Origin of the sequence: Enterobacter vonholyi (assembly GCF_008364555.1) — a bacterium.
Classification (GTDB): domain Bacteria; phylum Pseudomonadota; class Gammaproteobacteria; order Enterobacterales; family Enterobacteriaceae; genus Enterobacter; species Enterobacter vonholyi.
Genome location: NZ_VTUC01000003.1, coordinates 420,419 through 447,042 on the forward strand (window position 1 = coordinate 420,419; position 26,624 = coordinate 447,042).

Here is a 26,624-nt window from a genome sequence, read left to right on the forward strand (position 1 = left end):
AAGACTTCGGGGAATGATACTAGTTTAGTCAGCTAACACAGCGGAAAAATGGAGGAAATATGGAAGACTGTCAGGAATGGTCTGAATGGAGGTAAACGCAAAACGGCAACATCCGCTGCCGTTTTTGGTGTTTTATCCCTCTCCCTGTGGGAAAGGGGCGGTGTGAGGGCACCAGGCCGCACCGCAACAACGCTAGCTAAACATCACCTGCGCCCAGCGCGCCAGCCCTGCTGTAACGGAACCAAAATCATCGCCCCCTGCAATCGGAATACCCGGCAGCTGTTCGGCCAGCGCTTTCTTAATCAGCGGTGAACGGGCGCTACCGCCGGTCAGGTAGATGACGTCCGGCTTCTCTTTGCCGTTCTCCAGCGCCAGCTGCACCTGTTCCAGAATGCGCTGCAGCGGCTGGGCAAGCGCCGTCTCCAGACCGTCCTGCGAAATGGCGGTGGCCAGTTCGTCGCTGATGAACGGCAGGGAGACCGCATGCTCGGCGCGGTCGGAAAGGGCGATTTTACTCTCTTCCGCGGTACGTACCACGCGGTAGCTCAGACGCTGGCGCCACACTTTATAGAGGAGGGCGACTTTTTCGGCGTCCTGCGCGTCGCGAACCAGATCGTTAAGGAAGCGGCCGTTCGCGGTGCTGTAAAAATCACTTTGCGCAGGTACATCGTTGATAGCAATCGCATTCCACCACGGCAGGATCGGCAGGGCGATGCCTTTTTCCGTCTGACCGCCCATGCCGAGCAGCGGCATCAGGCTTTTGAATGCCAGCGCGATATCGAGATCGTTACCGCCTACGCGGCAGCCGCTGTGCCCGAGCAGGCTGTTTTCACGATCGCGACGGTTATGCCATTCGGGGCCCATCAGCAGCAGCGAGCAGTCCGTCGTGCCCCCGCCGATATCCACGACCAATACGCGCTTCTCTTCCGTCAGCGTGGCTTCAAAGTCCAGCCCCGCGGCAACCGGTTCATACTGGAATACCACATCGCGGAAGCCTGCGCGGTGCGCCGCGCGTTCAAGGATCCCCTGCGCCTGCTGGTTGGCCTCGTCGCCGCCCAGCCCCTGGAAGTTGATCGGGCGGCCAATCACCGCCTGGGTAATCGCATCGGTGACCTGCGTCTGCGCCTGATTGCGAATATGCAGCATCATCGCGCACACCAGGTCTTCGAACAACGCGACCTGCTGCGGCTTCAGGCCGCTGGCGCCGAGGAAGGATTTTGGCGACTTAACGAAATAGACTTCTTCGTGATCTTCAATGTAGTGCCCGAGCGAAGAGAGGCCGAACTGCACGCTGGACGGCGTAACGTCGATATCTTCCTCACGGTTAAAGCTGACCGCCCGGCGCAGCAGCGCCTGGGTCTCCGCCGCCGTGGCCGGAACCTGATGGTGGCGGAACAGCCATTCGCTCACCGCTTCACGCGTCGGTGCGCAGAGCATAGACGGCAGCAGCGTGCTCTCTTTTTCCATTTTCAGGAGCCGTGGCTGCCCGTTTTGCATAATCGCAACCGAGCAGTTTGCCGTACCGTAGTCAAATCCAATAAACACGATGAATCCCCATGCCGGTGAGAAGGGGCGAGACTTTAACGAAATGTCCGCATGGCGACAACAGGAATATGAAAGCAAGGCGAAACAGGACCTTTCCGTTTATGCTGTGAAGAACCCAAAAGGAGAGACGATGTACACCCTGAACTGGCTTCCCCCTTACGACTGGCAGTGGATGTTTGGCTTTCTTGGCGCGCGTGCGGTGACGAGCATTGAAACCGTCACAAACGACTACTACGAGCGCAGTTTTGCCTGCGAAGGGCATCAGGGAATATTTCGCGTGACGCCGGATATCGCAGCCCATACGCTGACCGTGACGTTCAGTCCGGGGTTGATTCCGGTTGCGCAGGCATGTCTCGAGCGCATAGAACGCCTGTTCGATCTCTCCTGCAACCCGCAGCACATAGCGGATACGCTGGGCGATCTCGGAGCTGCAAGGCCGGGCTTACGTTTGCCGGGATCGATGGATGCGTACGAGCAGGGCGTCCGGGCGATCCTCGGGCAGCTCGTGAGCGTGGCGATGGCGGCGAAGCTGGCGTCGCGCGTGGTGGCGTTATGCGGCGAACCGGTGGCGGATTGCCCGGGGTATCTCTGCTTCCCCACGCCGCAGGCGCTGGCGGCAGCGGACCCGCTGGCGCTGAAAGCGTTGGGCATGCCCGTAAAACGCGCGGAGTCGCTGATTCATCTGGCGCAGTCGGTTATCGACGGAACGTTTCCGCTTTTCCCGCCCGTGAATATAGAAGAGGGGATGAAGGCGCTACAGCAGCGGCCGGGGATAGGGCGCTGGACGGCAAATTATCTGGCCCTGCGCGGCTGGCAGGCGAAAGATGTGTTTCTGCCGGATGATTACCTGATTAAGCAACGCTTCGCAGGAATGACGCCCGCGCAAATTCGTCGTTATGCCGAACGCTGGAAACCGTGGCGCTCCTACGCGCTGCTGCACATCTGGTATACCGACGGCTGGGCACCGTCAGTTGATGGCGAAATAGCTGGTGTTTAGCAGAAGATCTAATGGCTGCGGCTCGGCGATAGTGTCGCCATAGATAAAATCAATGCCGATGCCCGAGAGCGTATCCATCATGATGGGCTGATTACACGGCCCTGCTATGGTCTTCATTCCCAGACGCTGGGCGTGGCCCTGAACAATGGTCACCATCATCTCATCCATCAGATTACCATAGACGTTGCTGACCACCTCTGCGTCCAGCATCAGATAGTCGGCCATGTTCGGGCTCAGGTGCGTGAAGACGTTCATGTCGCGTCCTATCTGACTGAAGATCACACGGCAGCCCGCCTGGCGAAGCTTTTGCAGACCCCGCTGCAGGTTTTTATCCGGGCTGCACACCACGTCGGCAGAGATAACCAGATGCAGGAGACGGCCCGGCATGGGGCTTTTATCCAGCAGCTCGAGAAGTTCATCGACCAGCGTTACGCTGGCTAAACCGGCCTCAGAAAGCGGCAGTGCCACGCCCATGCCTTTACTGGCCACCTGCGCGGCGGAGGCACGGAAAAATTCACTAAAGATACGTCTGTCGAGGGCGTGCAAAAGCTCAGGCTCCGCCAGGCCCGAGCGGAAGGCATGCTCCTCCTGTACTTCACCCTGGCTGGTCCACAGGCGTAACGAAAGCAGCCAGAAATTACTGCTTTCCGGGATGCGCGGGGAGGCGACGCTGCGGGCGATCATCATCAGATGATTGTCTTTAATCATGTGCCACTGTTCATCAAGCGACATCATGCTGCGCGTGTTGTGATCCCGCTCCTGCTGGGGTTCGTAAACCGTCACAGTACCGCGCCCGTTGTTTTTTGAGGCGTAACAGGCAATATCCGCCTGCGACATTACCTCTGACGCCTGATGGTTATTTTCATCAATCAGCGTGATACCTGCGCTGGCGCCGATCCGGTGCAGGCGGCCTTCCCACATAAAGTGATAGTCGTTGATGGCATGAATCAGGCGACCGGCAATATAGCGCGCGCTTTCAATATTGCATTCCGGTAACAGTAACCCAAACTCATCCCCGCCCAGACGCGCCAGCACGTCGCTGGAGCGGAGCATGGTCAGCATCAGAGAAGAGAGTTCCCGCAGCAGGGCATCGCCCGCCGCATGGCCCGCCGTATCGTTGACGGCTTTAAAGCGATCGAGATCGATAAAGACAAGGGCATGGCGCTGTCGCGTTTCGCGAACGGTCTGCAGGAGTCGTTTGAGATGATTTTCGAAGCTGACCCGGTTTGCCAGATGGGTCAGGGCATCGTGGGAGGCGCTGTAGCTCAGCTGGCGCAGCATTTTGCGCGACTCTGTCACGTCCTGAATCACGATAACCGAGCCAATATTCTGTCCATCCAGCGTGCTGAGCGGCGTAATGCTGTAATGAATATCAAAATTACCACCGGTACGGCAGTTCAGCACCACGTCCTGATCGATATCAGAACGGGACATATCGCCGCTGTGAATATTCTCCATCAGCGGCCCTTTTTCACCAAAGGTGATATGCAACACCTTCAGGATCGGCTGGCCGATAGCTTCGGTCTGCAGCCAGCCGCTCATTTTCTCCGCGACCGGGTTCATAAAGGTGACGTTCATGTTGATATCGGTGCACAGCACCGCTTCACCGATAGAGTCGAGCGTGATGTGTAGCCGCTCTTTTTCCTGGAAAAGCGCCTCGTTAAGCTGCTTAACCTCGGTCATGTCCATGTTGATACCGAGCAGCCGTTCGACTTCGCCCTGCTTATTGAGCACCCGGTTCGCCAGGGAGCGAATATGGCGCACGCCTTCCTTCACGCGGATGCGGAATTCCAGCTTAAACGGCAGACGGGATATCAGCGAGTCCCGCAGCACCTTCTCAGCGTGGGCACGATCTTCCGGCAGCATCGTATCGTGCCAGAGCTGCCAGGTAGGCTTGATATGCGGCGGGATTTCATACAGCTCAAACATCCGCTTGTCCCAGCTGATGATGTCTGGCTCGAGATCCCACTCCCAGATGCCGATGCCGCCCGCTTCGTTAGCAAGCGTAATGCGCTCCATCAGGCGCTTATTGACCCACTCGGTCTGCTTCAGGTCGTTAATGTCTTCAATCTGGGCGATAAAGTAGAGCGGCGAGCCGTCGGCATGGCGCACGACGGAGACGGCAAGCAGCGCCCAGACCACTTCCCCGTCGCGGGTGTAATAGCGCTTCTCGAGGGTGTAAGTGTTGATGTCGCCGTTGACCAGCTGTTCGAGCTGCTCCAGGTCGGTATTCAGATCTTCCGGCCAGGTGAGCTGCTGGAAGGTCAGCGACTGGAGCTCCGTCTGGCTGTAACCGAGGAAATTGCACAGCGCCTTGTTAGCCTGAAGCCATTTACCTTCGATGCTGACCAGCGCCATACCGATGGCGGAATACTCCATCGCATTGCGGAAACGCTCCTCGCTTTCGGTAATGTGCTTGCGCTCGGCGCGGAAGGCGTACATCACCATGGTCATCACGTTGGCAGGCAGGAGCAGCATCAGAAACGGCAGCCAGGGGGCGTTCAACATCGGCCCGACGTGCTGGGTTGTCAGCGCCACAGGGTTCCGGGCAATCATCAGCGACACAACCATCACGGTGACAAGAAACACCATGAACGCTTCCATTCGCGGCAAGCGCACCGCGCTCCACATAAGCAAAACGATAACGCAGGTGAAAGGCCACGGCAGCCAGGTAATGGCTGCCCAACTGAGGGCCAGCGTCACGGCCAGGGTGGTCAGGGTTTCCAGCAGCAATCGTGGGTCACGGTGGCGCAGCAGATAATGCGGTTTAAACAACAGTCCCAGTGGTACCACCGCCAGCGCGCCAATGGCTTCAGACAACACCCAGACGAAGAAATTACGCGCTGGTTCAGGGCCGGGCGCCAGCAGAGATACCAGGACGCCGCCCACCAGGGGCGGTATCACGGCGCTGCCGATGGCCACCCGGATCCAGTCATTCAGATTCTGCAGCGGGTTGTACCACGGCAGCAATTTGCGCAGCAATAACGCACCGGTAAAGGCTTCAACCACGTTAATTGAGGTGTAGGTGAGGTTTATCGATCCCCACGAAAACAGCATCCATGTGGCCAGAATATTGCCGAACGAACAGGCCAGGGCGATTCCCGGCCACATTTTTCCTGCATGGCGGTAAAACGCCACCATCATAATGGCGGTGGGGAACCAGAGCGGGGCCAGCAGGGTGCCGAACCGGGTGAGCTCCAGCGAAAATAAGGTAAAGATAAAGGTGACCAGGCCCAGACAGACAAGTCGTATTAAAGGATGTGGGGTGGTAACCAAAACCCGCTGGTATTGTTTATTCATTACCGCTTTATCCAGAGACGCCATGCCGTCAGGGAAGATGTCCGAACGCGTGAATTTGATAATTTGGTTTATGCTAGTACAAACAATTTACAATTCATATGGTGACCGCTCAGAATTTGACACCACAGACTTATTAAATAGAAGCTCCGTGAAAAAAAACGGTTAAACGCTGAAAAAACGCTCATTTAAATTTCACTCAGGGAATAAGACGTCACTTTTAGGCCAGTCTCGCAGAACCTGTGCATTCGACTGGTATCACGCCCGCGAAATCCCTATAATTGCCGCGTTTGACGCTCCGGCGTCGTCCTTCCTTAACATCCAGGTTAATCAGGTCGCTAAATTTATGACTGATAAGTCTCATCAGTGCGTCATTATAGGCATCGCCGGCGCATCGGCTTCAGGTAAAAGTCTAATTGCCAGTACGCTTTATCGCGAACTGCGTGAACAAGTAGGTGATGAGCATATCGGCGTCATTCCCGAAGACAGCTATTACAAAGATCAATCCCATCTGTCGATGGAAGAGCGCGTTAAAACGAACTATGACCACCCAAATGCAATGGATCACAGCTTGCTGTTCCAGCATTTAGAAGCGCTCAAAAGCGGCCAGGCGATTGAACTGCCCGTTTACAGTTACGTAGAACACACCCGCACCCAGGAAACCATCCGCATCGAGCCGAAAAAGGTCATTATCCTCGAAGGCATCCTGCTTCTGACCGACGCCCGCCTGCGTGAATCCATGAACTTCTCGATTTTCGTTGATACTCCGCTGGATATCTGCCTGATGCGCCGCATCAAGCGTGACGTGAATGAGCGCGGCCGTTCGATGGACTCCGTCATGGCGCAATACCAGAAAACGGTTCGCCCGATGTTCCTGCAGTTTATTGAGCCATCCAAACAATACGCCGATATCATTGTGCCGCGCGGGGGTAAAAACCGCATTGCTATAGATATCTTAAAAGCGAAAATCAGCCAGTTTTTTGAATAAGCCGCGTGAATTGTGTACCGTTCAGAGATAACCTGGTTTTACCCTGAGCGCTTACCGCCTCAGGGTACGATGCATGAAAGGAGAAAGTGCCATGCGTCTTTGTGATCGCGATATAGAAGCCTGGCTGGATGAAGGCCGTTTGTCTATTACCCCACGTCCACCCATTGAGCGTATCAATGGTGTGACCGTTGATGTACGGTTGGGGAATAAATTCCGCACCTTTAGCGGCCATACCGCACCGTTCATTGACCTCAGCGGGCCGAAGGACGAAGTCAGCGCTGCGCTCGATCGTGTGATGAGTGACGAAATCGTTATCGACGAGGGCGAAGCTTTTTATCTGCATCCGGGTGAACTGGCCCTGGCGGTGACGTTTGAATCTGTAACCCTGCCTGCGGACCTGGTCGGCTGGCTTGATGGCCGTTCTTCGCTGGCGAGACTGGGGCTGATGGTTCACGTGACCGCGCACCGTATCGATCCCGGCTGGTCGGGGCGTATCGTTCTGGAATTCTTCAATGCCGGTAAATTACCGCTGGCGCTGCGTCCGGGAATGATGATCGGCGCGTTAAGTTTTGAACCGCTGTCAGGCCCGGCAGATCGTCCTTATAACCGTCGGCAGGACGCAAAATATCGCGACCAGCAGGGCGCGGTTGCCAGCCGCATTGATAAAGACTGATCGTTAGCCCATTGAGGATGCCATGAGAAGAGTTCTGACAACGCTGATGATTTTGCTGGTGGTGCTGGTGGCTGGCCTTTCGGCGTTGGTTCTGCTGGTTAACCCCAACGATTTCCGCACTTACATGGTGCGGCAGGTCGAGGCACGCAGTGGTTATCAACTGAATCTTGACGGGCCGCTGCGCTGGCACGTCTGGCCGCAGCTCAGCATTCTCTCTGGCCGCATGTCGCTCACCGCGCCGGGAGCGTCCCAGCCGCTGGTGTCCGCAGACAACATGCGCCTTGATGTGGCGCTGATCCCGCTCATTTCCCATCAGCTGCAGGTTAAGCAGGTGATGCTGAAAGGCGCGGTGATTCAGCTCACCCCACAAACCGAAGCCGTGCGTGATGCAAATGCGCCGGTCGCGCCGCGCGAGAATACCCTTCCTGATGAGCCGTCCGATACTGGCTGGTCTTTTGATATCGGCAAGCTGAAAGTTGCCGATAGCGTGTTAGTTTTCCAGCATGAACACCAGGAGCAGGTGACCGTTCGCGACATTAACCTACAGATGGAACAGGATGCTCACCACCTTGCGACGGTAGAGTTTAGCGGACGCGTGAATCGCGATCAGCGTGATTTGACCCTGTCGCTGAATGCGAATGTGAATGCGTCAGACTACCCGCATCAGCTCACGGCTGATATCCAGCAGCTTAACTGGCAGCTGACGGGGGCAGATCTTCCCGCCCTGGGGATCGCCGGGCAGGGAACGCTGCAGGCCGTATGGCGCGAAGAACAAAAACAGCTGGAGCTGGATAATCTCAACCTGCAGGCTAATGACAGTAGCCTGAAGGGGCAGGCGAGCGTCACGCTCGAAGAGAAGCCGAAGTGGGTGCTGAATCTGCAGTTTGACAGGCTCAACCTTGAAAACCTGTTGCCGCCTCTGCCAGCCAGCGCCACGGACAGCGATGCCACGCAGACGGGGCAAAGCCAGGCACCGGTATCACGTCCGGTCATCTCGTCTAATCTCGATCAGCCTGACTATAACGCCCTGCGTGGATTCACGGCGGATATTCTGCTGAAAGCCAATAGCCTGCGCTGGCGAGGCATGGAATTTACCGACGTGAGCAGCCAGATGTTTAACCATAACGGTTTGCTGGTGATCTCCGAACTGAGCGGTAAGATGGGCGCAGGAAACCTCTCGCTGCCCGGTACGCTGGATGTCCGTAAAGACGTTGCCAGCGCCGAATTCCAGCCGCGTCTCGACAATGTTGAGATAGGCACCATCCTGAAGGCGTTTAACTACCCGATATCCCTGACGGGGCAGTTGACGCTCGCGGGTGACTTCTCAGGTTCGCAAATTGATGCCGATGCTTTCCGCCGCGAGTGGCAGGGGCAGGCGCATCTCGATCTGAAAAATTCCCGTATGGAAGGGCTTAACTTCCAGCAGCTGGTGCAGCAGGCGGTTGAGCGCAGCAGCGATGTAAAAGCCCAGGATAACTACGACAGCGCCACCCGCCTCGAGAGCTTCACCGCGGACCTGACGCTGGACAACGGCCAGCTTACTCTCGACGGAATGCAGGGCGACTCTTCACTCTTATCTGTGACCGGTGAAGGCAAGCTGGATCTGGTGAAAGAGACGGCGGATACGCGCTTTAACGTTCGGGTACTTTCCGGCTGGCAGGGTGAAAGCAAGCTCATCGACTTCCTGAAAGAGACGCCGGTCCCGCTGACCGTATACGGCAAATGGCAGGCACTGAATTACAGCCTGCAGGTGGATCAGATCCTGCGCAAGCATCTGCAGGATGAAGCGAAACGTCGGCTTAGCGGCTGGGCGGATCGTAATAAAGATTCACAGGACGGCAAGGATGTGAAAAAGCTGCTGGATAAGCTGTGATGTCCGTTGTGCCTCGCCTTACCCGGAGGCCAGTGCGGCCTGATGCCCTCACCCCGACCCTCTCCCACGGGAGAGGGAGCAAATACTAAAACGGCAACCGGGTTGCCGTTTTTTTTTACCTAAACCTCAAAATCCAGTTCTTCTTCATCCCGCAGCGGAATGAGCTGAACCTTCTGCACGCGATGGTTTTCAATCTGCAGCGTTTTGAGCAGATAGTCTCCCACCTGAACCTCTTCTCCCGGCTGCGGGATACGCTGCAAGTACTCCATCAGCAGGCCGGCAATGGTGTGATATTCTCGTTTTTCATCCAGCGGCAGCGGCACGTATTGCACCAGGTCTTCCAGCGGCATGTGGCCGTTAGCCGTCCAGGAGCCGTCTGCGTTTTTCTGAATGTCGTGGCGCGCGTCAATCTCATCCACCTCGTTAGGCAGATTACCGGCGATCGTTTCCATCACGTCGCTGAGCGTGACCAGCCCTTCCACTGAACCAAACTCATCTACTACAAAGGCAAAGTGCGTGCGCGCGTTACGGAATTGCTCCAGGGCGGAAAGTAGCGGTAGCCCTTCCGGGAATACCAGCGGCTGGCGGACCAGGACGCGGAGATTGAGCGGCTCACCGTGAAGCTGCTGCTGGAGCAGGTCAATAACGTGCACCACGCCCAGCAGCTCATCTTCTTCTTCACCGCCGGTCACCACCACGCGGGTGTGCTGGTTTTTATCCAGCAGTGCGCGAACGTGCGCTTCCGGGGCCGTCAGGTCGATATGTTCAATGTCATGTCGCGATGTCATGATGCTGCTAACCGTCCGCTGATTGAGATTGAGCACCCGCTCAATCATCAGCCGTTCCTGCGGGTTAAAGATCTGCCCGTCGCTGTGATCGGCCAGCATGGCGGAGGATTCGGCGTCAAGCTCGGCATCCTCTTTCTTACCGCTTAACAGGCGCATAACCGTGTCGGCCGTGCGCTGACGCAGGGTCTGATTCGCGGAAAGGAAGCGGCGGCGGTTAAATATCGCCAGCTGGTTAAGCGCTTCAATCATGACGGAGAATCCGATGGCGGCATACAGGTAGCCTTTCGGAATATGGAAGCCAAAGCCGTCGGCCACCAGGCTAAAGCCAATCATCAGCAGGAAGCTCAGACAGAGGATCACGATGGTCGGGTGACTGTTCACGAAGCGGGTCAGCGCCTTGCTGGCCATTACCATCAGCGTGATGGCAATAATGACTGCGGCCATCATCACCGCAAGGTGGTCCACCATCCCGACGGCGGTGATCACCGAGTCAAGGGAGAAGACCGCATCCAGCACCACGATTTGCGCCACCACCGGCCAGAATTTCGCCCCGCGGCGCTGGGTCGGGTTCTCGCTGTCTTTGCCCTCCAGCCTCTCGTTGAGCTCCACGGTGGCTTTAAACAGCAGGAACAACCCGCCGAAGAGCATGATCAGATCGCGGGCGCTAAAGCTCAGACCGTGAATGGAGAACAGAGGCTGAGTGAGCGTCACCAGCCAGGAGATAGAGGCCAGCAGCAGTAGCCGCATCACCATAGCCAGCAGCAGACCCGTTACGCGCGCGCGGTCGCGCTGGGAAGGAGGCAGTTTTTCAGCGAGGATGGCGATAAAGACCAGATTATCAATCCCGAGCACCAGCTCGATGACGACCAGCGTAACCAGCCCGGCCCAGATTGAGGGATCGGCAATCCATTCCATAGTAATAGCAATACCTTCTGTAATATGACAAATGTCACACTTCGATCATGGATAAAGCTGGGGGAAATTGCAATGCCGGGCTGAGATTTCTCTTAATACGACGGGTAAAAAAGAGAGCATTCTCAATAATCTGTAAATAAGCGAAATACGTATATTTAATTACAGGGAAAGCATTTTAGGATATATCGCAGGCGATGATTTTTACTTTCATTTTGTCAATATAAAGAAAATCCTAAAAGGTCAAAAATTTGCTCTTAATATTAATCTTAAAAACCGATATTAGGACAGTTGTCTCCTTGCCTGCTATTAGGTTAGCTGCAACAATTCTCCCAGCATCAAATGTTAAATCTCGGTGTTGCTATTAATGTTCGGTCTTCAGGGATGGTTATTCATTATTCGTCGGGTTTCTCAAGCGACTGATATATTTCCAGAAGACCTTGCTCAAGAGGGTGTCTATCCATAACACATTGTTTAGTCAGTGGATTGGTAACTGAAAGCCAAGGGCGGTAGCGTGCCTGAAAGCGTGTGAATCAGCCTCGATTATTCTGTCAAGAGCCAATGGATGAATAAGCTTTTTTTAGGACTGATGCCAGTTATATTTCTATTTGATTAACTGCATGCTGAAACCCAATACGACTCGAGCTTATTTAAATTGCACAGGATAATTACTCTGCCAAAGTGATAAATAATCAATGATGAAATCCAAAATGAAATTGATGCCATTATTGGTGTCTGTGACCTTGATGAGTGGTTGCACGGTCTTTCCCGGCAGCAATATGTCAACAATGGGTAAGGATGTGATCAAGCAACAGGATGCCGATTTTGATCTCGACAAAATGGTGAATGTTTATCCACTTACGCCTCGTCTGGTCGAACAATTACGTCCACGTCCGAATGTTGCCCAGCCGAATATGTCGCTGGACCAGGAAATTGCGTCCTACCAGTATCGCGTGGGGCCGGGTGACGTGATCAACGTGACCGTCTGGGACCACCCTGAACTGACCACGCCTGCGGGCCAGTACCGCAGCTCAAGCGACACCGGTAACTGGGTGCAGTCAGATGGCACCATGTTCTATCCCTACATTGGTAAAGTCCATGTTGCGGGGAAAACGCTTGCCGAGATCCGTAGTGATATTACCGGCCGCTTAGCGCAGTACATCGCCGATCCGCAGGTGGACGTTAATATCGCCGCATTCCGCTCGCAAAAAGCCTATATCTCGGGCCAGGTGAACAAATCCGGCCAGCAGGCCATCACCAACGTTCCTCTGACCGTACTGGATGCCATCAACGCCGCGGGCGGGTTAACCGACGGCGCCGACTGGCGCAACGTCGTGCTCACCCACAACGGGAAGGAGCAGCGCATTTCGCTACAGGCGCTGATGCAAAACGGCGATCTGACCCAGAACCGCCTGCTTTATCCGGGCGACATTCTCTACGTGCCGCGCAATGACGATCTGAAAGTCTTCGTGATGGGTGAAGTGAAGAAACAGAGCACCCTCAAGATGGACTTCAGCGGTATGACGCTGACCGAAGCGCTGGGCAATGCTGAGGGTATCGATCTGACGACCTCTAACGCGACCGGTATCTTCGTGATCCGTCCGCTGAAAGGTGAGGGCAGCGCGAAAGGCAAGATCGCCAACATCTACCAGCTGGATATGTCCGATGCGACCTCTCTGGTGATGGCGACGGAGTTCCGTCTCCAGCCATACGATGTGGTGTATGTCACCACCGCGCCGGTTGCCCGCTGGAACCGTCTGATCAACCAGTTGCTGCCAACCATCAGTGGCGTTCGCTACATGACGGATACGGCGCGCGACATTCATACCTGGTAATCCGCGATGTTTAACAAAATTCTGGTGGTATGCGTGGGGAACATTTGCCGTTCCCCTACGGCTGAACGGTTGTTGAAACACTACCAGCCCGAACTAACCGTTGATTCGGCAGGGCTGGGTGCACTGGTCGGTAAAGGTGCCGATGAGCGCGCAACGAGCGTAGCGCGGGATCATCACCTCTCTCTTGACGGTCACGTGGCCCGCCAGGTCACTGGCCGCATGTGCCGGGAGTATGACCTGATCCTGACGATGGAAAAACGCCATATTCATGCGCTGTGCGATATCGCTCCGGAGATGCGCGGCAAGGTGATGCTGTTTGGTCACTGGGACAATGAACGTGAAATCCCCGATCCGTATCGCAAAAGCCATGAGGCCTTTGAGGCGGTTTACACCTTACTTGACCAGTCTGCCCAACAGTGGGCGCAGGCACTGAAAGTTCAGCAGGGATAACAATGACAGAAAAAACAAGACCTTCTGCCGCCCCGACTTCGGGCAGTGATGAAATTGATATTGGGCGCCTGGTCGGCACTGTTGTAGAGGCAAAGTGGTGGGTGCTTGGCATTACCGCCGTATTCGCCGCGGCGGCCGTCGTTTATACGCTGTTCGCCACCCCTATCTACAGCGCCGACGCGCTGGTGCAGATCGAGCAGAATACCGGCAACTCGCTGGTGCAGGATATCGGCTCCGCGCTGGCGAACAAGCCGCCGGCATCCGACGCTGAAATTCAGCTCATCCAGTCACGTCTGGTGCTGGGTAAAACGGTTCACGATCTCGGGCTCGATATCTCCGTCACCAAAAATACCTTCCCAGTCTTTGGTGCCGGCTGGGACCGTCTGATGGGGCGAAGCAATGACACGGTGAAAGTCACTGACTTTGTGCTGCCGAAAGGGGCTGCCGATCAGACGTTTACCCTGACGGTTCTTGGCCCGAAACAGTATCAGCTAACCAGCGACGCAGGTTTTAGCGCCCGCGGTGAAGTGGGGCAGATGCTGACCAAAGACGGCGTCAGCATGATGGTCAGCGCGATTAACGCCCAGGAGGGCGGTGAATTCACCGTCACCAAATTCTCCACGCTGGGGATGATCAACAATCTGCAAAACAACCTGACCGTCACCGAAAACGGTAAGGACACCGGCGTGCTGAGCATGACCTTTACCGGTGAAGATAAGGATCAAATCCGCGACATCCTGAACAGCATTACCCGCAACTACCTTGAGCAGAACGTCGAGCGTAAGTCGGCGGAAGCGGCGAAAAGCCTGGCGTTCCTGTCAAAACAGCTTCCGGAAGTGCGCGCCCATCTGGATGAAGCCGAGAACAAGCTGAACGCTTATCGTCAGGATAAAGACTCCGTTGACCTGCCGCTGGAGGCAAAATCGGTCCTTGATTCGATGGTCAACATTGATGCGCAGCTCAACGAGCTGACCTTCAAAGAGGCGGAAATTTCCAAGCTTTATACCAAACGCCACCCGGCCTACCGCACGCTGCTGGAGAAACGCCGTACGCTGGAAGAGGAGAAGGCGAAGCTCAATGACCGCGTGACCGCGATGCCGAAAACGCAGCAGGAGATCGTGCGTCTGACCCGCGACGTGGAGTCCGGACAGCAGGTTTACATGCAGCTGCTGAACAAGCAGCAGGAGCTGAAAATCACCGAAGCCAGTACCGTCGGTGACGTGCGTATTGTCGACCCGGCGATTACCCAGCCAGGGGTGCTGAAGCCGAAGAAAGCGCTGATTATTCTCGGCAGCATTATTCTCGGCCTGATGCTCTCCATCGTCGGTGTACTGCTGCGTTCGTTGTTCAACCGCGGAATCGAAAGCCCGCAGGTGCTGGAAGAGAGCGGTATCAACGTCTATGCCAGCATTCCGCTGTCTGAGTGGCAAAAATCCCGTGACAGCGTGAAAACCATCAAGGGCGTTAAGCGTTACAAACAGAGCCAGCTTCTGGCGGTGGGTAACCCAACCGACCTCGCTATCGAAGCGATCCGCAGCCTGCGCACCAGCCTGCACTTCGCGATGATGCAGGCCAAAAACAACGTCCTGATGTTAACCGGCGTTAGCCCGTCAATCGGTAAAACCTTCGTCTGCGCCAACCTGGCGGCCGTTGTCAGCCAGACCAACAAGCGTGTGCTGCTGATCGACTGCGATATGCGTAAGGGCTACACCCACGAGCTGCTGGGTACCAACAACGTTAACGGTCTGTCGGAAATCCTGCTCGGTAAAGGTGACATCAGCCAGAGCGCGAAACCTACAACGGTGCCGAAATTCGATCTGATCCCACGCGGTCAGGTGCCGCCTAACCCGTCCGAACTGCTGATGAGCGAACGCTTCACCGAACTGGTGGAGTGGGCGAGCAAAAACTACGACCTGGTGCTGATCGATACGCCGCCAATTCTGGCCGTGACCGACGCAGCCGTTGTTGGCCGCCATGCGGGCACCACGCTGATGGTAGCGCGTTACGCGGTGAACACCCTGAAAGAGGTGGAAACCAGCCTGAGTCGCTTCGAGCAGAACGGGATTGAGGTGAAAGGGGTGATCCTGAACTCCATCTTCCGCCGCGCGACCGGGTACCAGGATTACGGGTATTACGAGTACGAATATAAGTCTGACAGCAAATAACAATCCCCCTCACCCTAACCCTCTCCCGAGGGGAGAGGGGCGGGGTGAGGGATCAGGGGAAGATCATGACCACACAACGCCCTTTAGTTTCAATCTATATGCCGACATGGAATCGTCAGCAGCTGGCGATCCGCGCAATCAAGTCGGTGTTACGTCAGGATTACGATAACTGGGAGCTGATCATCGTTGATGACTGCTCTTCCTCGTATGAACAGCTGCAAAAGTTTGTGACTGACCTCAACGACCCGCGGGTGGTCTATACCCACAACGCCATCAACTCCGGCGCCTGTGCGGTGCGTAATCAGGCGATTATGCAGGCCAAAGGGCAGTATCTCACCGGAATCGACGACGACGACGAATGGACGCCTAACCGCCTGTCTATTTTCCTGTCGCATAAAGAACAGCTGGTTACGCACGCTTTCCTGTACGCCAACGACTATGTCTGCCAGGGCGAGGTCTACTCGCAGCCCGCCAGCCTGCCGCTGTACCCGAAATCACCGTACTCACGCCGCCTGTTCTACAAGCGCAACATCATTGGTAACCAGGTATTCACCTGGGCCTGGCGTTTCAAAGAGTGCCTGTTTGATACCGAACTCAAGGCCGCGCAGGATTACGATATTTTCCTGCGCATGGTGGTGGAATACGGCGAGCCGTGGAAAGTAGAAGAGGCTACGCAGATCCTGCACATCAATCACGGGGAGATGCAAATCACCTCCTCGCCGAAGAAGTTCTCCGGCTACTTCCATTTTTACCGCAAGCACAAGGACAAGTTTGACCGTGCCAGCCGTAAATATCAGCTCTTTACCCTCTATCAGATCCGCAATAAGCGCATGAACTGGCGCACGCTGCTGACGCTGCTGTCCGTGCGTAACGGCAAGCGTCTGGCTGATGGACTTCGGGGGAAATAATGTTTCTGGAAGATTGCCGCGCTAACAGCTGGAGCCTGCGTCCGTGCTGCATGGTTCTGGCGTACCGCATCGCGCACTTTTGCTCGGTGTGGCGCAAGAAAAATGTGCTGAACAATATCTGGGCGGCACCCGTGCTGGTGCTGTACCGCATCATTACCGAATGCTTTTTTGGCTATGAAATTCAGGCCGCTGCCACCATTGGCCGCCGCTTTACCATCCATCACGGCTATGCGGTGGTGATCAACAAGTTCGTGGTTGCCGGGGATGATTTCACCATCCGCCATGGGGTGACCATTGGCAACCGCGGGCCGGACAGCCTGGCCTGCCCGGTTATCGGCAATAACGTCGAGCTGGGCGCGAACGTGGTGATCATCGGTGACATTACGATTGGTAATAACGTCACGATTGGTGCTGGCAGCGTGGTGCTGGACAGCATTCCGGATAACGCGCTGGTGGTGGGAGAAAAAGCCCGCGTGAAGGTGATTAAATGAACATTCTGCAATTTAACGTACGCCTCGCAGAAGGCGGAGCGGCAGGGGTGGCGCTGGATCTGCACCAGCGCGCGCTGCAAAAAGGACTCCAGTCTCGTTTTATTTACGGCTATGGCAAAGGCGGCAAGAAAAGCGTTAGCCACGATAATTTCCCGCAGGTGCATAAGCACACGCCGCGCCTGACCTCGATTGCTAACATTGCGCTGTTCCGTCTGTTTAACCGCGATCTGTTTGGCAACCTGAACACGCTGTACCGCACGGTAACCCGTACCACCGGCCCGGTTGTGCTGCATTTTCACGTGCTGCACAGCTACTGGCTGAATCTGGAAGAGGTGGTGGCGTTTTGCCAGAAGGTGCAGGCCCACAAGCCCGACACCCGCTTTGTCTGGACGCTGCACGATCACTGGAGCGTAACCGGGCGCTGTGCGTTTACCGACGGCTGCGAAGGCTGGAAAGATAACTGCCAGAAGTGCCCCACATTAAGCAACTACCCGCCGGTGAAGGTGGATCGCGCGCATCAGCTGGTCGCCGGAAAGCGCCAGCTTTTCCGCGACATGCTGTCGCTCGGCTGTACGTTTATCTCCCCGAGCCAGCACGTGGCCGATGCCTTCAACAGCCTGTACGGGGCAGGGCGCTGTCAGATTATTAACAACGGCATCGACGTGGCGACGGAAGCCATTCTCGCCGAGCTGACGCCGGTGGCAGAAACCGCGGGCAAACCGAAAATTGCTATCGTAGCGCATGACCTGCGCTACGACGGGAAAACAAACCAGCAGCTGGTGCGCGACATGATGGCGCTGGGTGACAAAATTGAGCTTCATACCTTCGGCAAATTTTCCCCGTTCGAAGGGGATAACGTGGTGAACCACGGGTTTGAAACCGATAAGCGCAAGCTGATGAGCGCGCTTAATGAAATGGATGCGCTGGTATTCAGTTCACGCGTGGATAACTATCCGCTGATCCTTTGTGAAGCGCTCTCCATCGGCGTGCCGGTGATTGCCACCCACAGCGATGCGGCACGTGAAGTGCTGGAAAAATCCGGCGGCAAAACTTTTGCCGAGCAGGAGGTTCTGCCGCTGGTTCAGCTGCCGAAGGCGCAGATCGCTCAGGCCGTTTTTGGCACTGACCTGGAATCGTTCCGCAACCGCAGCCGCAAGGCCTACAGTGGACAACAGATGCTGGAGGAATATGTCTCGTTCTATCAGAATCTGTAGTTATCTGCTGCTGCCGCTGATCTACCTGCTGGTCAACGTCAAAATTGCCCAGCTCGGCGAAAGCTTTCCGATAACCATCGTCACCTTCTTGCCCGTTCTGCTTTTGCTGTATGTCGATAAAATCAACCTTAAGAAGCTGATGATTGCCTTAGGGTTGGGCACGGGCCTGACGCTGTTTAACTACATCTTTGGCCAGTCGCTGGATGCCAGTAAATACGTCACCTCGACCATGCTGTTTGTTTATATCGTTATTATTATCGGAATGGTCTGGAGTATTCGCTTCAAAACGATTTCTCCGCACAATTATCGGAAAATCCTCAGGTTCTTTTATATTGCCGTTGCGTTAATTGTTATGCTTGCTGCAATGGAGATGGCGCAAATTATTCTTACCGGCGGCAGCAGCCTGATGGAGATAATTTCGAAATATCTCATTTACAGCAACAGCTATGTATTGAACTTCATCAAGTTCGGCGGGAAGCGTACCACGGCCCTCTATTTTGAACCGGCGTTTTTCGCTCTGGCGTTAATCTCAATTTGGCTCAGCATCAAACAGTTTGGTATCAAAACGCCTAAGACCGATGCTATGATTCTTGCAGGAATTGTTCTCTCTGGATCGTTCTCAGGGGTAATGACATTTATCCTGTTTTACCTGCTGGAATGGGCGTTTCAGTACCTGAACAAAGATGCGATTAAGAAAAAACTGCCGCTGGCGATTATCTCCCTGACGGTATTTATGGTGGGCGTGATATTTGCCTTCCCGTACATCTCAGAACGTCTGGGTGATTTGGGAACGGAAGGGTCTTCGTCCTATTATCGCATCATTGGACCGCTGGTGATGGTGGGTTATTCCTTAACCCATATTGATGGTGTAGTAAGATTCGGCTCACTTTACGAATATGTTGCATCATTCGGAATCTTTAACGGTGCGGATGTCGGTAAAACCATAGACAATGGTCTGTATCTGTTAATTATTTATTTTTCGTGGTTCGCCGTACTGTTGACGCTGTGGTATCTGTTTAAAGTTTTCAAAATGATGATTAACGCGTTTGGTGATAACCAGAACTTTCGCGTGCAACTTTATCTGTTTACGCCGGTGTCGCTGTTTTTTACCGGGTCAATATTTAGCCCGGAATATGCTTTCTTGATTGTCTGTCCGTTTATTCTGCGCAAAGCGCTTAATATTACGCACGTATGACGAAATGAGGTGATTTATGTTTCTTAGCGTCATTACTGTCGCTTTTCGTAATTACGAAGGGGTGGTAAAAACCTGGCGCTCGCTGCGCAACCTGGCGCGCGATCCAAGCCTCACCTTTGAGTGGATTGTGGTCGACGGCGGCTCGAACGATGGCACGGCGGAGTTTCTGGAAAAACTCAACGGTGAGTTCAACTTACGCTACATCAGTGAGAAAGATAAAGGCATCTACGATGCGATGAACAAAGGCATCAATATGGCGCAAGGCCGTTATGCCATCTTCCTGAATTCGGGTGATATTTTCCATGACGACGTGGCGCTGTTTGCCCGTCAGCTGGCGCGCCAGAAAGAGGACGCAATGTATATTGGCGATGCGATGCTTGATTTTGGCGACGGACATAAAGTGTGCCGCAGCGCGAAGCCGGGCTGGTATATCTACCATAGTTTGCCCGCCAGCCATCAGGCCATTTTCTTTCCGGTAAAAGGTCTGAAAAAACAGCCTTACGATTTGCAGTATAAAGTGTCATCCGATTATGCGCTGGCAGCCAGTCTGTATAAGTCAGGTTACCCGTTCCGCCGAATTAAAGGGCTGGTATCTGAATTTTCAATGGGTGGTGTGTCAACCTCGAATAATCTGGAGTTGTGCCAGGATGCCAAAAATGTACAGCGTAAAATATTACGCGTGCCGGGGTTCTGGGCGGAATTATCTTATTTTTTACGCGTGCGCACCACGAGTAAAACGAAAGCCTTATATAACAAAGCCTGAATATAAGGAAACGTAATGCAGGATCTGAACGGTTTCTCCGTACCGAAAGGTTTTCGGGGGGCGGGCGGTATTAAAGTGCAGCTATGGTGGGCCGTTCAGGGCACCTTATTTGCCTGGTCACCGCAAATACTGTACCGCTGGCGAGCATTTTTATTGCGCCTGTTTGGCGCAAAAATAGGAAAAAACGTAGTCATTCGGCCTTCGGTGAAAATTACCTATCCGTGGAAATTAACGCTCGGGGATTATGCCTGGGTAGGGGATGACGCGGTGTTATATACCCTTGGCGAGATTACGATTGGCGCAAATTCGGTGGTTTCACAGAAATGTTATTTGTGTACCGGAAGCCATGACTTTATGAGTCAGCATTTTGATATTACCGCCTCGCCTATTGTGATTGGCGAAAAATGCTGGCTGGCAACGGATGTTTTTGTTGCACCGGGTGTTTCTGTTGGCGATGGCACGGTAGTCGGTGCCCGCAGCAGCGTTTTTAAATCGCTACCGGCAAATAAAGTTTGCCGTGGCAACCCCGCAGTGGTGATACGCGAACGCGTTGAAACTGATTAAATTCATTAGTAGAGGAATATAAACATGTCTAAAGTCGCTCTCATCACCGGCGTTACCGGGCAGGATGGTTCTTACCTGGCAGAATTACTGCTGGAAAAAGGTTATGAAGTACACGGTATTAAGCGTCGTGCGTCTTCTTTCAACACCGAACGTGTGGATCACATCTATCAGGATCCGCACGCGGCGAACCCGAAATTCCACCTGCATTACGGCGACCTGACCGATACCTCCAACCTGACCCGTATCCTGCAGGAAGTGCAGCCGGATGAAGTCTACAACCTGGGCGCGATGAGCCACGTTGCGGTCTCCTTCGAATCCCCGGAGTACACCGCTGACGTTGACGCCATGGGCACGCTGCGTCTGCTGGAAGCGATTCGCTTCCTGGGCCTCGAGAAGAAAACCCGTTTCTATCAGGCATCCACCTCTGAGCTGTACGGTCTGGTGCAGGAAATCCCGCAGAAAGAGACCACGCCATTCTACCCGCGCTCTCCGTACGCGGTAGCGAAACTGTACGCTTACTGGATCACCGTGAACTACCGTGAATCCTACGGCATGTACGCCTGTAACGGCATTCTGTTCAACCACGAATCCCCACGTCGCGGCGAAACCTTCGTGACCCGCAAAATCACCCGCGCTATCGCCAACATCGCGCAGGGTCTGGAGTCTTGCCTGCACCTTGGCAACATGGATTCCCTGCGTGACTGGGGCCATGCCAAAGACTACGTGAAAATGCAGTGGATGATGCTGCAGCAGGAACAGCCAGAAGACTTCGTGATCGCGACCGGCGTGCAGTACTCCGTTCGTCAGTTCGTTGAAATGGCTGCCGCACAGCTGGGCATCAAGCTACGCTTCGAAGGCACCGGCGTGGAAGAGAAGGGCATCGTGGTTTCCGTGACCGGCCATGACGCACCGGGCGTGAAGCCTGGCGACGTGATTGTGCAGGTTGACCCGCGCTACTTCCGTCCTGCTGAAGTAGAAACCCTGCTGGGCGACCCAACCAAAGCGCACGAGAAGCTGGGCTGGAAACCAGAAACCACTCTGCAGGAGATGGTTTCCGAGATGGTAGCCAAAGATCTTGAAGCAGCGAAAAAGCACTCCCTGCTCAAATCTCATGGCTACGAGGTTGCCATCGCGCTGGAGTCCTGAGAATGACAAAACAACGTATTTTTGTCGCCGGTCATCGCGGAATGGTGGGTTCCGCGATTGTTCGCCAGCTTGAACAGCGCGGTGACGTCGAAGTGGTTGTACGCACGCGCGACGAGCTTAACCTGCTCGACAGCCGTGCGGTACAGGACTTCTTTGCTAACGAACGCATTGACCAGGTGTATCTGGCGGCGGCGAAGGTGGGCGGCATTGTTGCCAACAACACCTACCCGGCGGATTTCATCTACGAAAACATGATGATTGAGAGCAACATTATTCACGCGGCGCATCTGCACAACGTGAACAAGCTGCTGTTCCTCGGCTCATCCTGTATTTACCCGAAAATGGCGAAACAGCCGATCGCCGAAAGCGAGCTGCTGCAGGGCACGCTGGAAGCCACCAACGAGCCGTACGCGATTGCCAAAATTGCCGGGATCAAGCTGTGCGAGTCCTACAACCGTCAGTACAACCGCGACTATCGTTCGGTGATGCCGACCAACCTGTACGGACCGCACGACAACTTCCACCCGAGCAACTCGCACGTGATCCCGGCGCTGCTGCGTCGCTTCCACGAGGCGACCGCCGAGAACGCCCCGGACGTGGTGGTGTGGGGCAGCGGTACGCCGATGCGTGAATTCCTGCACGTGGACGACATGGCTGCGGCCAGCATTCACGTTATGGAGCTGGATCGCGAGGTGTGGCAGGAGAACACCGAGCCGATGCTGTCGCACATCAACGTCGGTACCGGCGTGGACTGCACCATTCGCGAGCTGGCGCAGACCATCGCGCAGGTGGTGGGCTATAAAGGCCGCGTGGTGTTTGACGCCACGAAACCGGACGGCACGCCGCGCAAGCTGCTGGACGTGACCCGTCTGCATCAGCTGGGCTGGTATCACGAGGTGTCACTGGAGCAGGGTCTGGCCAGTACCTACCAGTGGTTCCTGGAAAACCAGCACCGCTTCCGGGGGTAACGATGTTTTTAAGTCAGGAAGATTTTGCCACGGTAGTGCGTTCCACTCCGCTCATCTCAATTGATTTGATCGTGGAGAACGAACGCGGCGAGTTCTTGCTGGGGAAACGAACCAACCGTCCTGCACAGGGCTTCTGGTTCGTGCCCGGCGGGCGCGTGCAGAAGGATGAGACGCTTGCCGATGCGTTTGAGCGTCTTACTCTGGCGGAACTGGGCCTGCAGCTGCCGATGGCAGCGGGCCAGTTTTACGGGGTCTGGCAGCACTTCTATGACGATAACTTTTCAGGCACCGGGTTCACCACGCACTACATCGTGCTGGGGTTCCGCCTGAAGGTGAGTGAGGCAGACCTGCGTCTGCCTGATTCTCAGCACGACGACTACCGCTGGCAGACGCCAGAGGCGCTGCTGGCGAGCGACAATGTGCATGACAACAGTCGCGCCTATTTCCTCGCTGAACGTCAGTCCGGGGTGCCGGGCTTATGAAGATCCTCGTATACGGAATCAACTACTCGCCGGAATTAACCGGCATCGGTAAATACACCGGCGAGATGGTCGAGTGGATGGCGAGCCAGGGACATGACGTGCGGGTCATTACCGCGCCGCCGTACTACCCGGAATGGAAAGTGGGGGAGCGCTACTCAAGCTGGCGCTACCGTCGCGAAGAGGGCGCAGCGACCGTCTGGCGCTGCCCCCTGTATGTGCCTAAGCAGCCCTCGACGCTGAAGCGGTTGATTCATCTCGGCAGCTTTGCTCTGAGCAGCTTCTTCCCGCTGATGGCGCAGCGTCGCTGGAAGCCGGATCGCATTATCGGCGTGGTGCCGACGCTGTTTTGCACGCCGGGCATGCGCCTGCTGGGCAAACTCTCCGGCGCGCGCACCCTGCTGCACATTCAGGATTATGAAGTGGACGCCATGCTGGGCCTGGGGATGGCAGGCAAAAGCAAAGGTGGAAAGGTGGCGAAGCTCGCCAGCGCCTTTGAGCGCAGTGGCTTACACAACGTGGATTACGTCTCAACTATTTCGCGCTCGATGATGAACAAGGCGCAAGAGAAAGGCGTCCCGGCGGAGAAGGTGATCTTCTTCCCGAACTGGTCCGAAGTGGCGCGTTTTCGCGACGTGACTGAGCAAGACGCTCAGGCGCTTCGCGCGCAGCTCGGTTTGCCTGAAGATCAAAAAATCATTCTTTACTCAGGCAACATCGGCGAAAAGCAGGGGCTGGAGAGCGTGATCGAGGCGGCTCAACTGCTGAACAAACATCCATGGACGTTTGTGATTGTCGGGCAGGGCGGTGGGAAAGCGCGTCTGGAAAAAATGGTCAACGAACGCGGCATGACCAACGTGAAATTCTTCCCGCTTCAGTCTTACGAGGCATTGCCTGCGCTGCTGAAGATGGGCGACTGCCATCTGGTAGTGCAAAAACGCGGCGCGGCGGATGCGGTGCTGCCGTCCAAGCTGACCAACATTCTGGCAGTGGGCGGCAACGCGGTGATTACGGCCGAAGCCGAAACTGAATTAGGCCAGCTGTGTGACAGCTATCCGGGGATTGCCGTGTGCGTAGAGCCGGAATCGGTTCCGGCGCTGGTCACCGGAATTGAGCTGGCACTTGCCATGCCAAAAGTGAACACGGTGGCACGTGAATATGCCGAACGCACGCTTGAGAAAGAGAACGTGCTGAGCCAATTTATTGCAGATATACGGGGATAAATCATGAGTCAAACCACTTTGTATCCGGTTGTGATGGCTGGTGGCTCTGGTAGCCGGTTGTGGCCGCTGTCCCGCGTGCTCTATCCAAAACAGTTCCTCTGCCTGAAAGGGGATCTCACCATGCTGCAGACGACGGTGAACCGTCTCCACGGCGTGGAGTGTGAAAGCCCGGTGGTGATTTGTAACGAACAGCACCGCTTTATTGTTGCCGAGCAGCTGCGTCAGCTGAACAAACTAACAGAAAACATCATTCTGGAGCCTGCCGGACGCAATACCGCGCCTGCGATCGCCCTGGCGGCGCTGGCGGCAAAACGCAGCAGCCCGAACTGTGACCCGCTGATGCTGGTGCTGGCGGCAGACCATGTCATCCAGCAGGAAGAGGCCTTCCGCGACGCGGTGCGTGCGGCCATTCCTTACGCCGAAAGCGGTAAGCTGGTGACCTTCGGCATCGTGCCGGATCTGCCGGAAACCGGCTACGGATACATCCGTCGCGGCAACGTGACGCCGGGTGAAGGCGACAGCGTGGCGTTTGACGTGGCGCAGTTCGTTGAAAAACCGAATCTGGAAACCGCGCAGGCGTATGTCGCCAGCGGTGAGTATTACTGGAATAGCGGGATGTTCCTGTTCCGCGCCGGACGCTATCTGGAAGAGCTGAGCAAATATCGCCCGGATATTCTGCACGCCTGCGAGAAAGCGATGGCGGTGGTGGACCCGGATCTCGACTTCATCCGCGTGGATGAAGAGGCGTTCCTCGCCTGCCCGGAAGAGTCGATTGACTACGCGGTGATGGAACGCACGGCGGACGCCGTTGTGGTACCGATGGATGCGGGCTGGAGCGACGTGGGCTCCTGGTCCTCCCTGTGGGAGATCAGCGCCCATACCCCTGAGGGTAACGTCCACCACGGCGATGTCATTAGCCACAAAACGGAAAACAGCTACGTCTACGCCGAGTCCGGCCTGGTCACCACGGTTGGGGTTAAGGATCTGGTGGTGGTCCAGACCAAAGACGCGGTGCTGATTGCTGACCGTAACGCCGTGCAGGACGTTAAAAAAGTGGTGGAGAAGATCAAGGCGGATGGACGCCACGAGCACCACATTCACCGTGAAGTCTACCGTCCCTGGGGTAAATATGATTCCATCGACGCAGGCGACCGCTATCAGGTGAAACGCATCACCGTGAAGCCGGGCGAGGGGCTGTCGGTGCAGATGCACCATCACCGCGCCGAGCACTGGGTGGTGGTTGCGGGTACCGCTAAAGTCACTATCGACGGTGAAGTCAAACTGCTGGGCGAAAACGAGTCCATTTATATTCCGCTGGGGGCGACGCACTGTCTGGAGAACCCGGGGAAAATTCCTCTCGACTTAATTGAGGTGCGCTCCGGCTCGTATCTGGAAGAGGACGATATCGTGCGCTTCCAGGACCGCTACGGGCGGGTGTAGCACTCTGCATTATGCCCGGTAGCGTTACGCTTACCGGGCCTACGAATGACAAAAAAATCAATTTGGCCATTTAGTGGTCAGGGCCGACTGTTGCCTGAAAAAGGGGTCATCATGGAAAAATTAACCTGTTTTAAAGCCTACGATATTCGCGGCAAGCTGGGCGAAGAGCTGAATGAGGATATCGCGTGGCGCATTGGCCGCGCGTACGGCGAATACTTAAAACCGCAGACCATCGTGCTGGGCGGTGACGTGCGTCTGACCAGTGAATCCCTGAAGCTGGCCCTGGCGAAAGGGCTGCAGGATGCAGGCGTGGACGTGCTGGACATCGGCCTTTCCGGAACCGAAGAGATTTACTTTGCCACGTTCCACCTGGGCGTGGACGGCGGTATCGAAGTGACGGCCAGCCACAACCCGATGGACTACAACGGCATGAAGCTGGTGCGCAAGGGCGCCCGTCCTATCAGCGGCGACACCGGCCTGCGCGACGTGCAGCGCCTGGCGGAAGCCAACGATTTCCCGCCGGTGAACGAGGCGAAGCGCGGCAGCTACAAAAAAATCAACCTGCAGAAAGAATACATCGACCACCTGCTGGGCTACATCAACGTGGCAAACCTGAAGCCGCTGAAGCTGGTAATTAACTCCGGCAACGGCGCGGCCGGCCCGGTTGTCGATGCCCTGGAGGCGCGCTTTAAGGCCCTGAACGTGCCGGT

Annotated in this window: 22 protein-coding genes; 19 read left to right on the forward strand and 3 right to left on the reverse strand. The window is 55.5% G+C overall.

The window, feature by feature from the left end; translation table 11 throughout:
- Positions 1-192 precede the first annotated feature (192 nt).
- A complete protein-coding gene (yegD, locus tag F0319_RS06370) occupies positions 193-1,545 on the reverse strand; it encodes a molecular chaperone (RefSeq protein WP_149366512.1) in 1,353 nt (450 codons plus the stop codon).
- A 130-nt stretch (positions 1,546-1,675) separates the two neighbouring features.
- Here yegD and alkA point away from each other — a divergent pair, with 130 nt between their 5' ends.
- Positions 1,676-2,542, forward strand: coding sequence for a DNA-3-methyladenine glycosylase 2 (alkA, locus tag F0319_RS06375; RefSeq protein ID WP_149366513.1), 867 nt, complete (start codon positions 1,676-1,678; stop codon positions 2,540-2,542).
- Here the strand turns inward: alkA and F0319_RS06380 are convergent.
- Positions 2,513-5,842: a diguanylate cyclase gene (locus tag F0319_RS06380; RefSeq protein WP_149366514.1), complete on the reverse strand. Its 3,330-nt coding sequence runs from the start codon at positions 5,840-5,842 to the stop codon at positions 2,513-2,515. The genes alkA and F0319_RS06380 overlap by 30 nt on opposite strands.
- A 343-nt stretch (positions 5,843-6,185) precedes the next feature.
- Between F0319_RS06380 and udk the strand changes: the two genes are divergently transcribed.
- The 3 genes from udk to asmA all read left to right on the forward strand — a co-directional run bounded on the left by udk (position 6,186) and on the right by asmA (position 9,373).
- Positions 6,186-6,827: a uridine kinase gene (gene udk / locus F0319_RS06385; protein ID WP_008500855.1), complete on the forward strand. Its 642-nt coding sequence runs from the start codon at positions 6,186-6,188 to the stop codon at positions 6,825-6,827.
- Between the two features lie 91 nt (positions 6,828-6,918).
- Positions 6,919-7,500: a dCTP deaminase gene (gene dcd, locus F0319_RS06390; protein WP_111965787.1), complete on the forward strand. Its 582-nt coding sequence runs from the start codon at positions 6,919-6,921 to the stop codon at positions 7,498-7,500.
- 22 nt (positions 7,501-7,522) lie between these two features.
- A complete protein-coding gene (asmA, locus tag F0319_RS06395) occupies positions 7,523-9,373 on the forward strand; it encodes an outer membrane assembly protein AsmA (protein ID WP_111965786.1) in 1,851 nt (616 codons plus the stop codon).
- A 119-nt stretch (positions 9,374-9,492) separates the two neighbouring features.
- On the opposite strand, the gene F0319_RS06400 is transcribed toward asmA, so the two are convergent.
- Positions 9,493-11,076 carry a TerC family protein gene (locus tag F0319_RS06400; protein WP_115875802.1) on the reverse strand — a complete coding sequence of 528 codons (1,584 nt, stop codon included), beginning with the start codon at positions 11,074-11,076 and terminating at the stop codon, positions 9,493-9,495.
- Between the two features lie 692 nt (positions 11,077-11,768).
- On the opposite strand from F0319_RS06400, the gene F0319_RS06405 reads away from it, so the two are divergent.
- The 15 genes from F0319_RS06405 to F0319_RS06475 form a co-directional block, all read left to right on the forward strand.
- Positions 11,769-12,908 (forward strand): polysaccharide export protein, encoded by a 1,140-nt coding sequence (locus F0319_RS06405; protein WP_014170829.1) that lies wholly within the window; start codon positions 11,769-11,771, stop codon positions 12,906-12,908.
- A 6-nt stretch (positions 12,909-12,914) separates the two neighbouring features.
- A complete protein-coding gene (gene wzb / locus F0319_RS06410; RefSeq protein WP_023312405.1) occupies positions 12,915-13,358 on the forward strand; it encodes a low molecular weight protein-tyrosine-phosphatase Wzb in 444 nt (147 codons plus the stop codon).
- Positions 13,359-13,360: 2 nt separating this feature from the next.
- Entirely contained in the window at positions 13,361-15,523 is a 2,163-nt protein-coding gene (wzc, locus tag F0319_RS06415) for a tyrosine-protein kinase Wzc (protein ID WP_111965784.1), read from the forward strand.
- A gap of 65 nt (positions 15,524-15,588) precedes the next feature.
- Positions 15,589-16,431, forward strand: a complete 843-nt coding sequence (gene wcaA / locus F0319_RS06420; protein WP_023312403.1) for a colanic acid biosynthesis glycosyltransferase WcaA — start codon at positions 15,589-15,591, stop codon at positions 16,429-16,431.
- Entirely contained in the window at positions 16,431-16,922 is a 492-nt protein-coding gene (wcaB, locus tag F0319_RS06425; protein ID WP_115875801.1) for a colanic acid biosynthesis acetyltransferase WcaB, read from the forward strand. The genes wcaA and wcaB overlap by 1 nt, the downstream gene beginning before the upstream one ends.
- Positions 16,919-18,136 (forward strand): colanic acid biosynthesis glycosyltransferase WcaC, encoded by a 1,218-nt coding sequence (gene wcaC, locus F0319_RS06430; RefSeq protein ID WP_149366515.1) that lies wholly within the window; start codon positions 16,919-16,921, stop codon positions 18,134-18,136. Before wcaB ends, wcaC begins: the two co-directional genes overlap by 4 nt.
- Positions 18,111-19,331, forward strand: coding sequence for a colanic acid polymerase WcaD (wcaD, locus tag F0319_RS06435; protein WP_008499419.1), 1,221 nt, complete (start codon positions 18,111-18,113; stop codon positions 19,329-19,331). The genes wcaC and wcaD overlap by 26 nt, the downstream gene beginning before the upstream one ends.
- Before the next feature lie 16 nt (positions 19,332-19,347).
- The gene (gene wcaE / locus F0319_RS06440; protein WP_149366516.1) at positions 19,348-20,094 is read left to right on the forward strand and encodes a colanic acid biosynthesis glycosyltransferase WcaE; all 747 of its coding nucleotides are present in this window, start codon (positions 19,348-19,350) and stop codon (positions 20,092-20,094) included.
- Positions 20,095-20,109: 15 nt separating this feature from the next.
- Positions 20,110-20,658, forward strand: coding sequence for a colanic acid biosynthesis acetyltransferase WcaF (gene wcaF / locus F0319_RS06445; RefSeq protein WP_149366517.1), 549 nt, complete (start codon positions 20,110-20,112; stop codon positions 20,656-20,658).
- A gap of 24 nt (positions 20,659-20,682) precedes the next feature.
- On the forward strand, positions 20,683-21,804 hold the full coding sequence (gmd, locus tag F0319_RS06450) for a GDP-mannose 4,6-dehydratase (protein WP_003863514.1): 1,122 nt from the start codon (positions 20,683-20,685) through the stop codon (positions 21,802-21,804).
- 2 nt (positions 21,805-21,806) lie between these two features.
- Positions 21,807-22,772: a GDP-L-fucose synthase gene (gene fcl, locus F0319_RS06455; protein ID WP_013097874.1), complete on the forward strand. Its 966-nt coding sequence runs from the start codon at positions 21,807-21,809 to the stop codon at positions 22,770-22,772.
- Positions 22,773-22,774: 2 nt separating this feature from the next.
- A complete protein-coding gene (locus F0319_RS06460) occupies positions 22,775-23,254 on the forward strand; it encodes a GDP-mannose mannosyl hydrolase (protein WP_115875796.1) in 480 nt (159 codons plus the stop codon).
- Positions 23,251-24,474, forward strand: a complete 1,224-nt coding sequence (wcaI, locus tag F0319_RS06465; RefSeq protein WP_149366518.1) for a colanic acid biosynthesis fucosyltransferase WcaI — start codon at positions 23,251-23,253, stop codon at positions 24,472-24,474. The genes F0319_RS06460 and wcaI overlap by 4 nt, the downstream gene beginning before the upstream one ends.
- Before the next feature lie 3 nt (positions 24,475-24,477).
- A complete protein-coding gene (gene cpsB / locus F0319_RS06470) occupies positions 24,478-25,914 on the forward strand; it encodes a mannose-1-phosphate guanyltransferase (protein ID WP_047174549.1) in 1,437 nt (478 codons plus the stop codon).
- A 111-nt stretch (positions 25,915-26,025) separates the two neighbouring features.
- Positions 26,026-26,624: phosphohexomutase domain-containing protein (locus F0319_RS06475; RefSeq protein ID WP_478210371.1), on the forward strand; the 599-nt coding region annotated here is incomplete at its 3' end.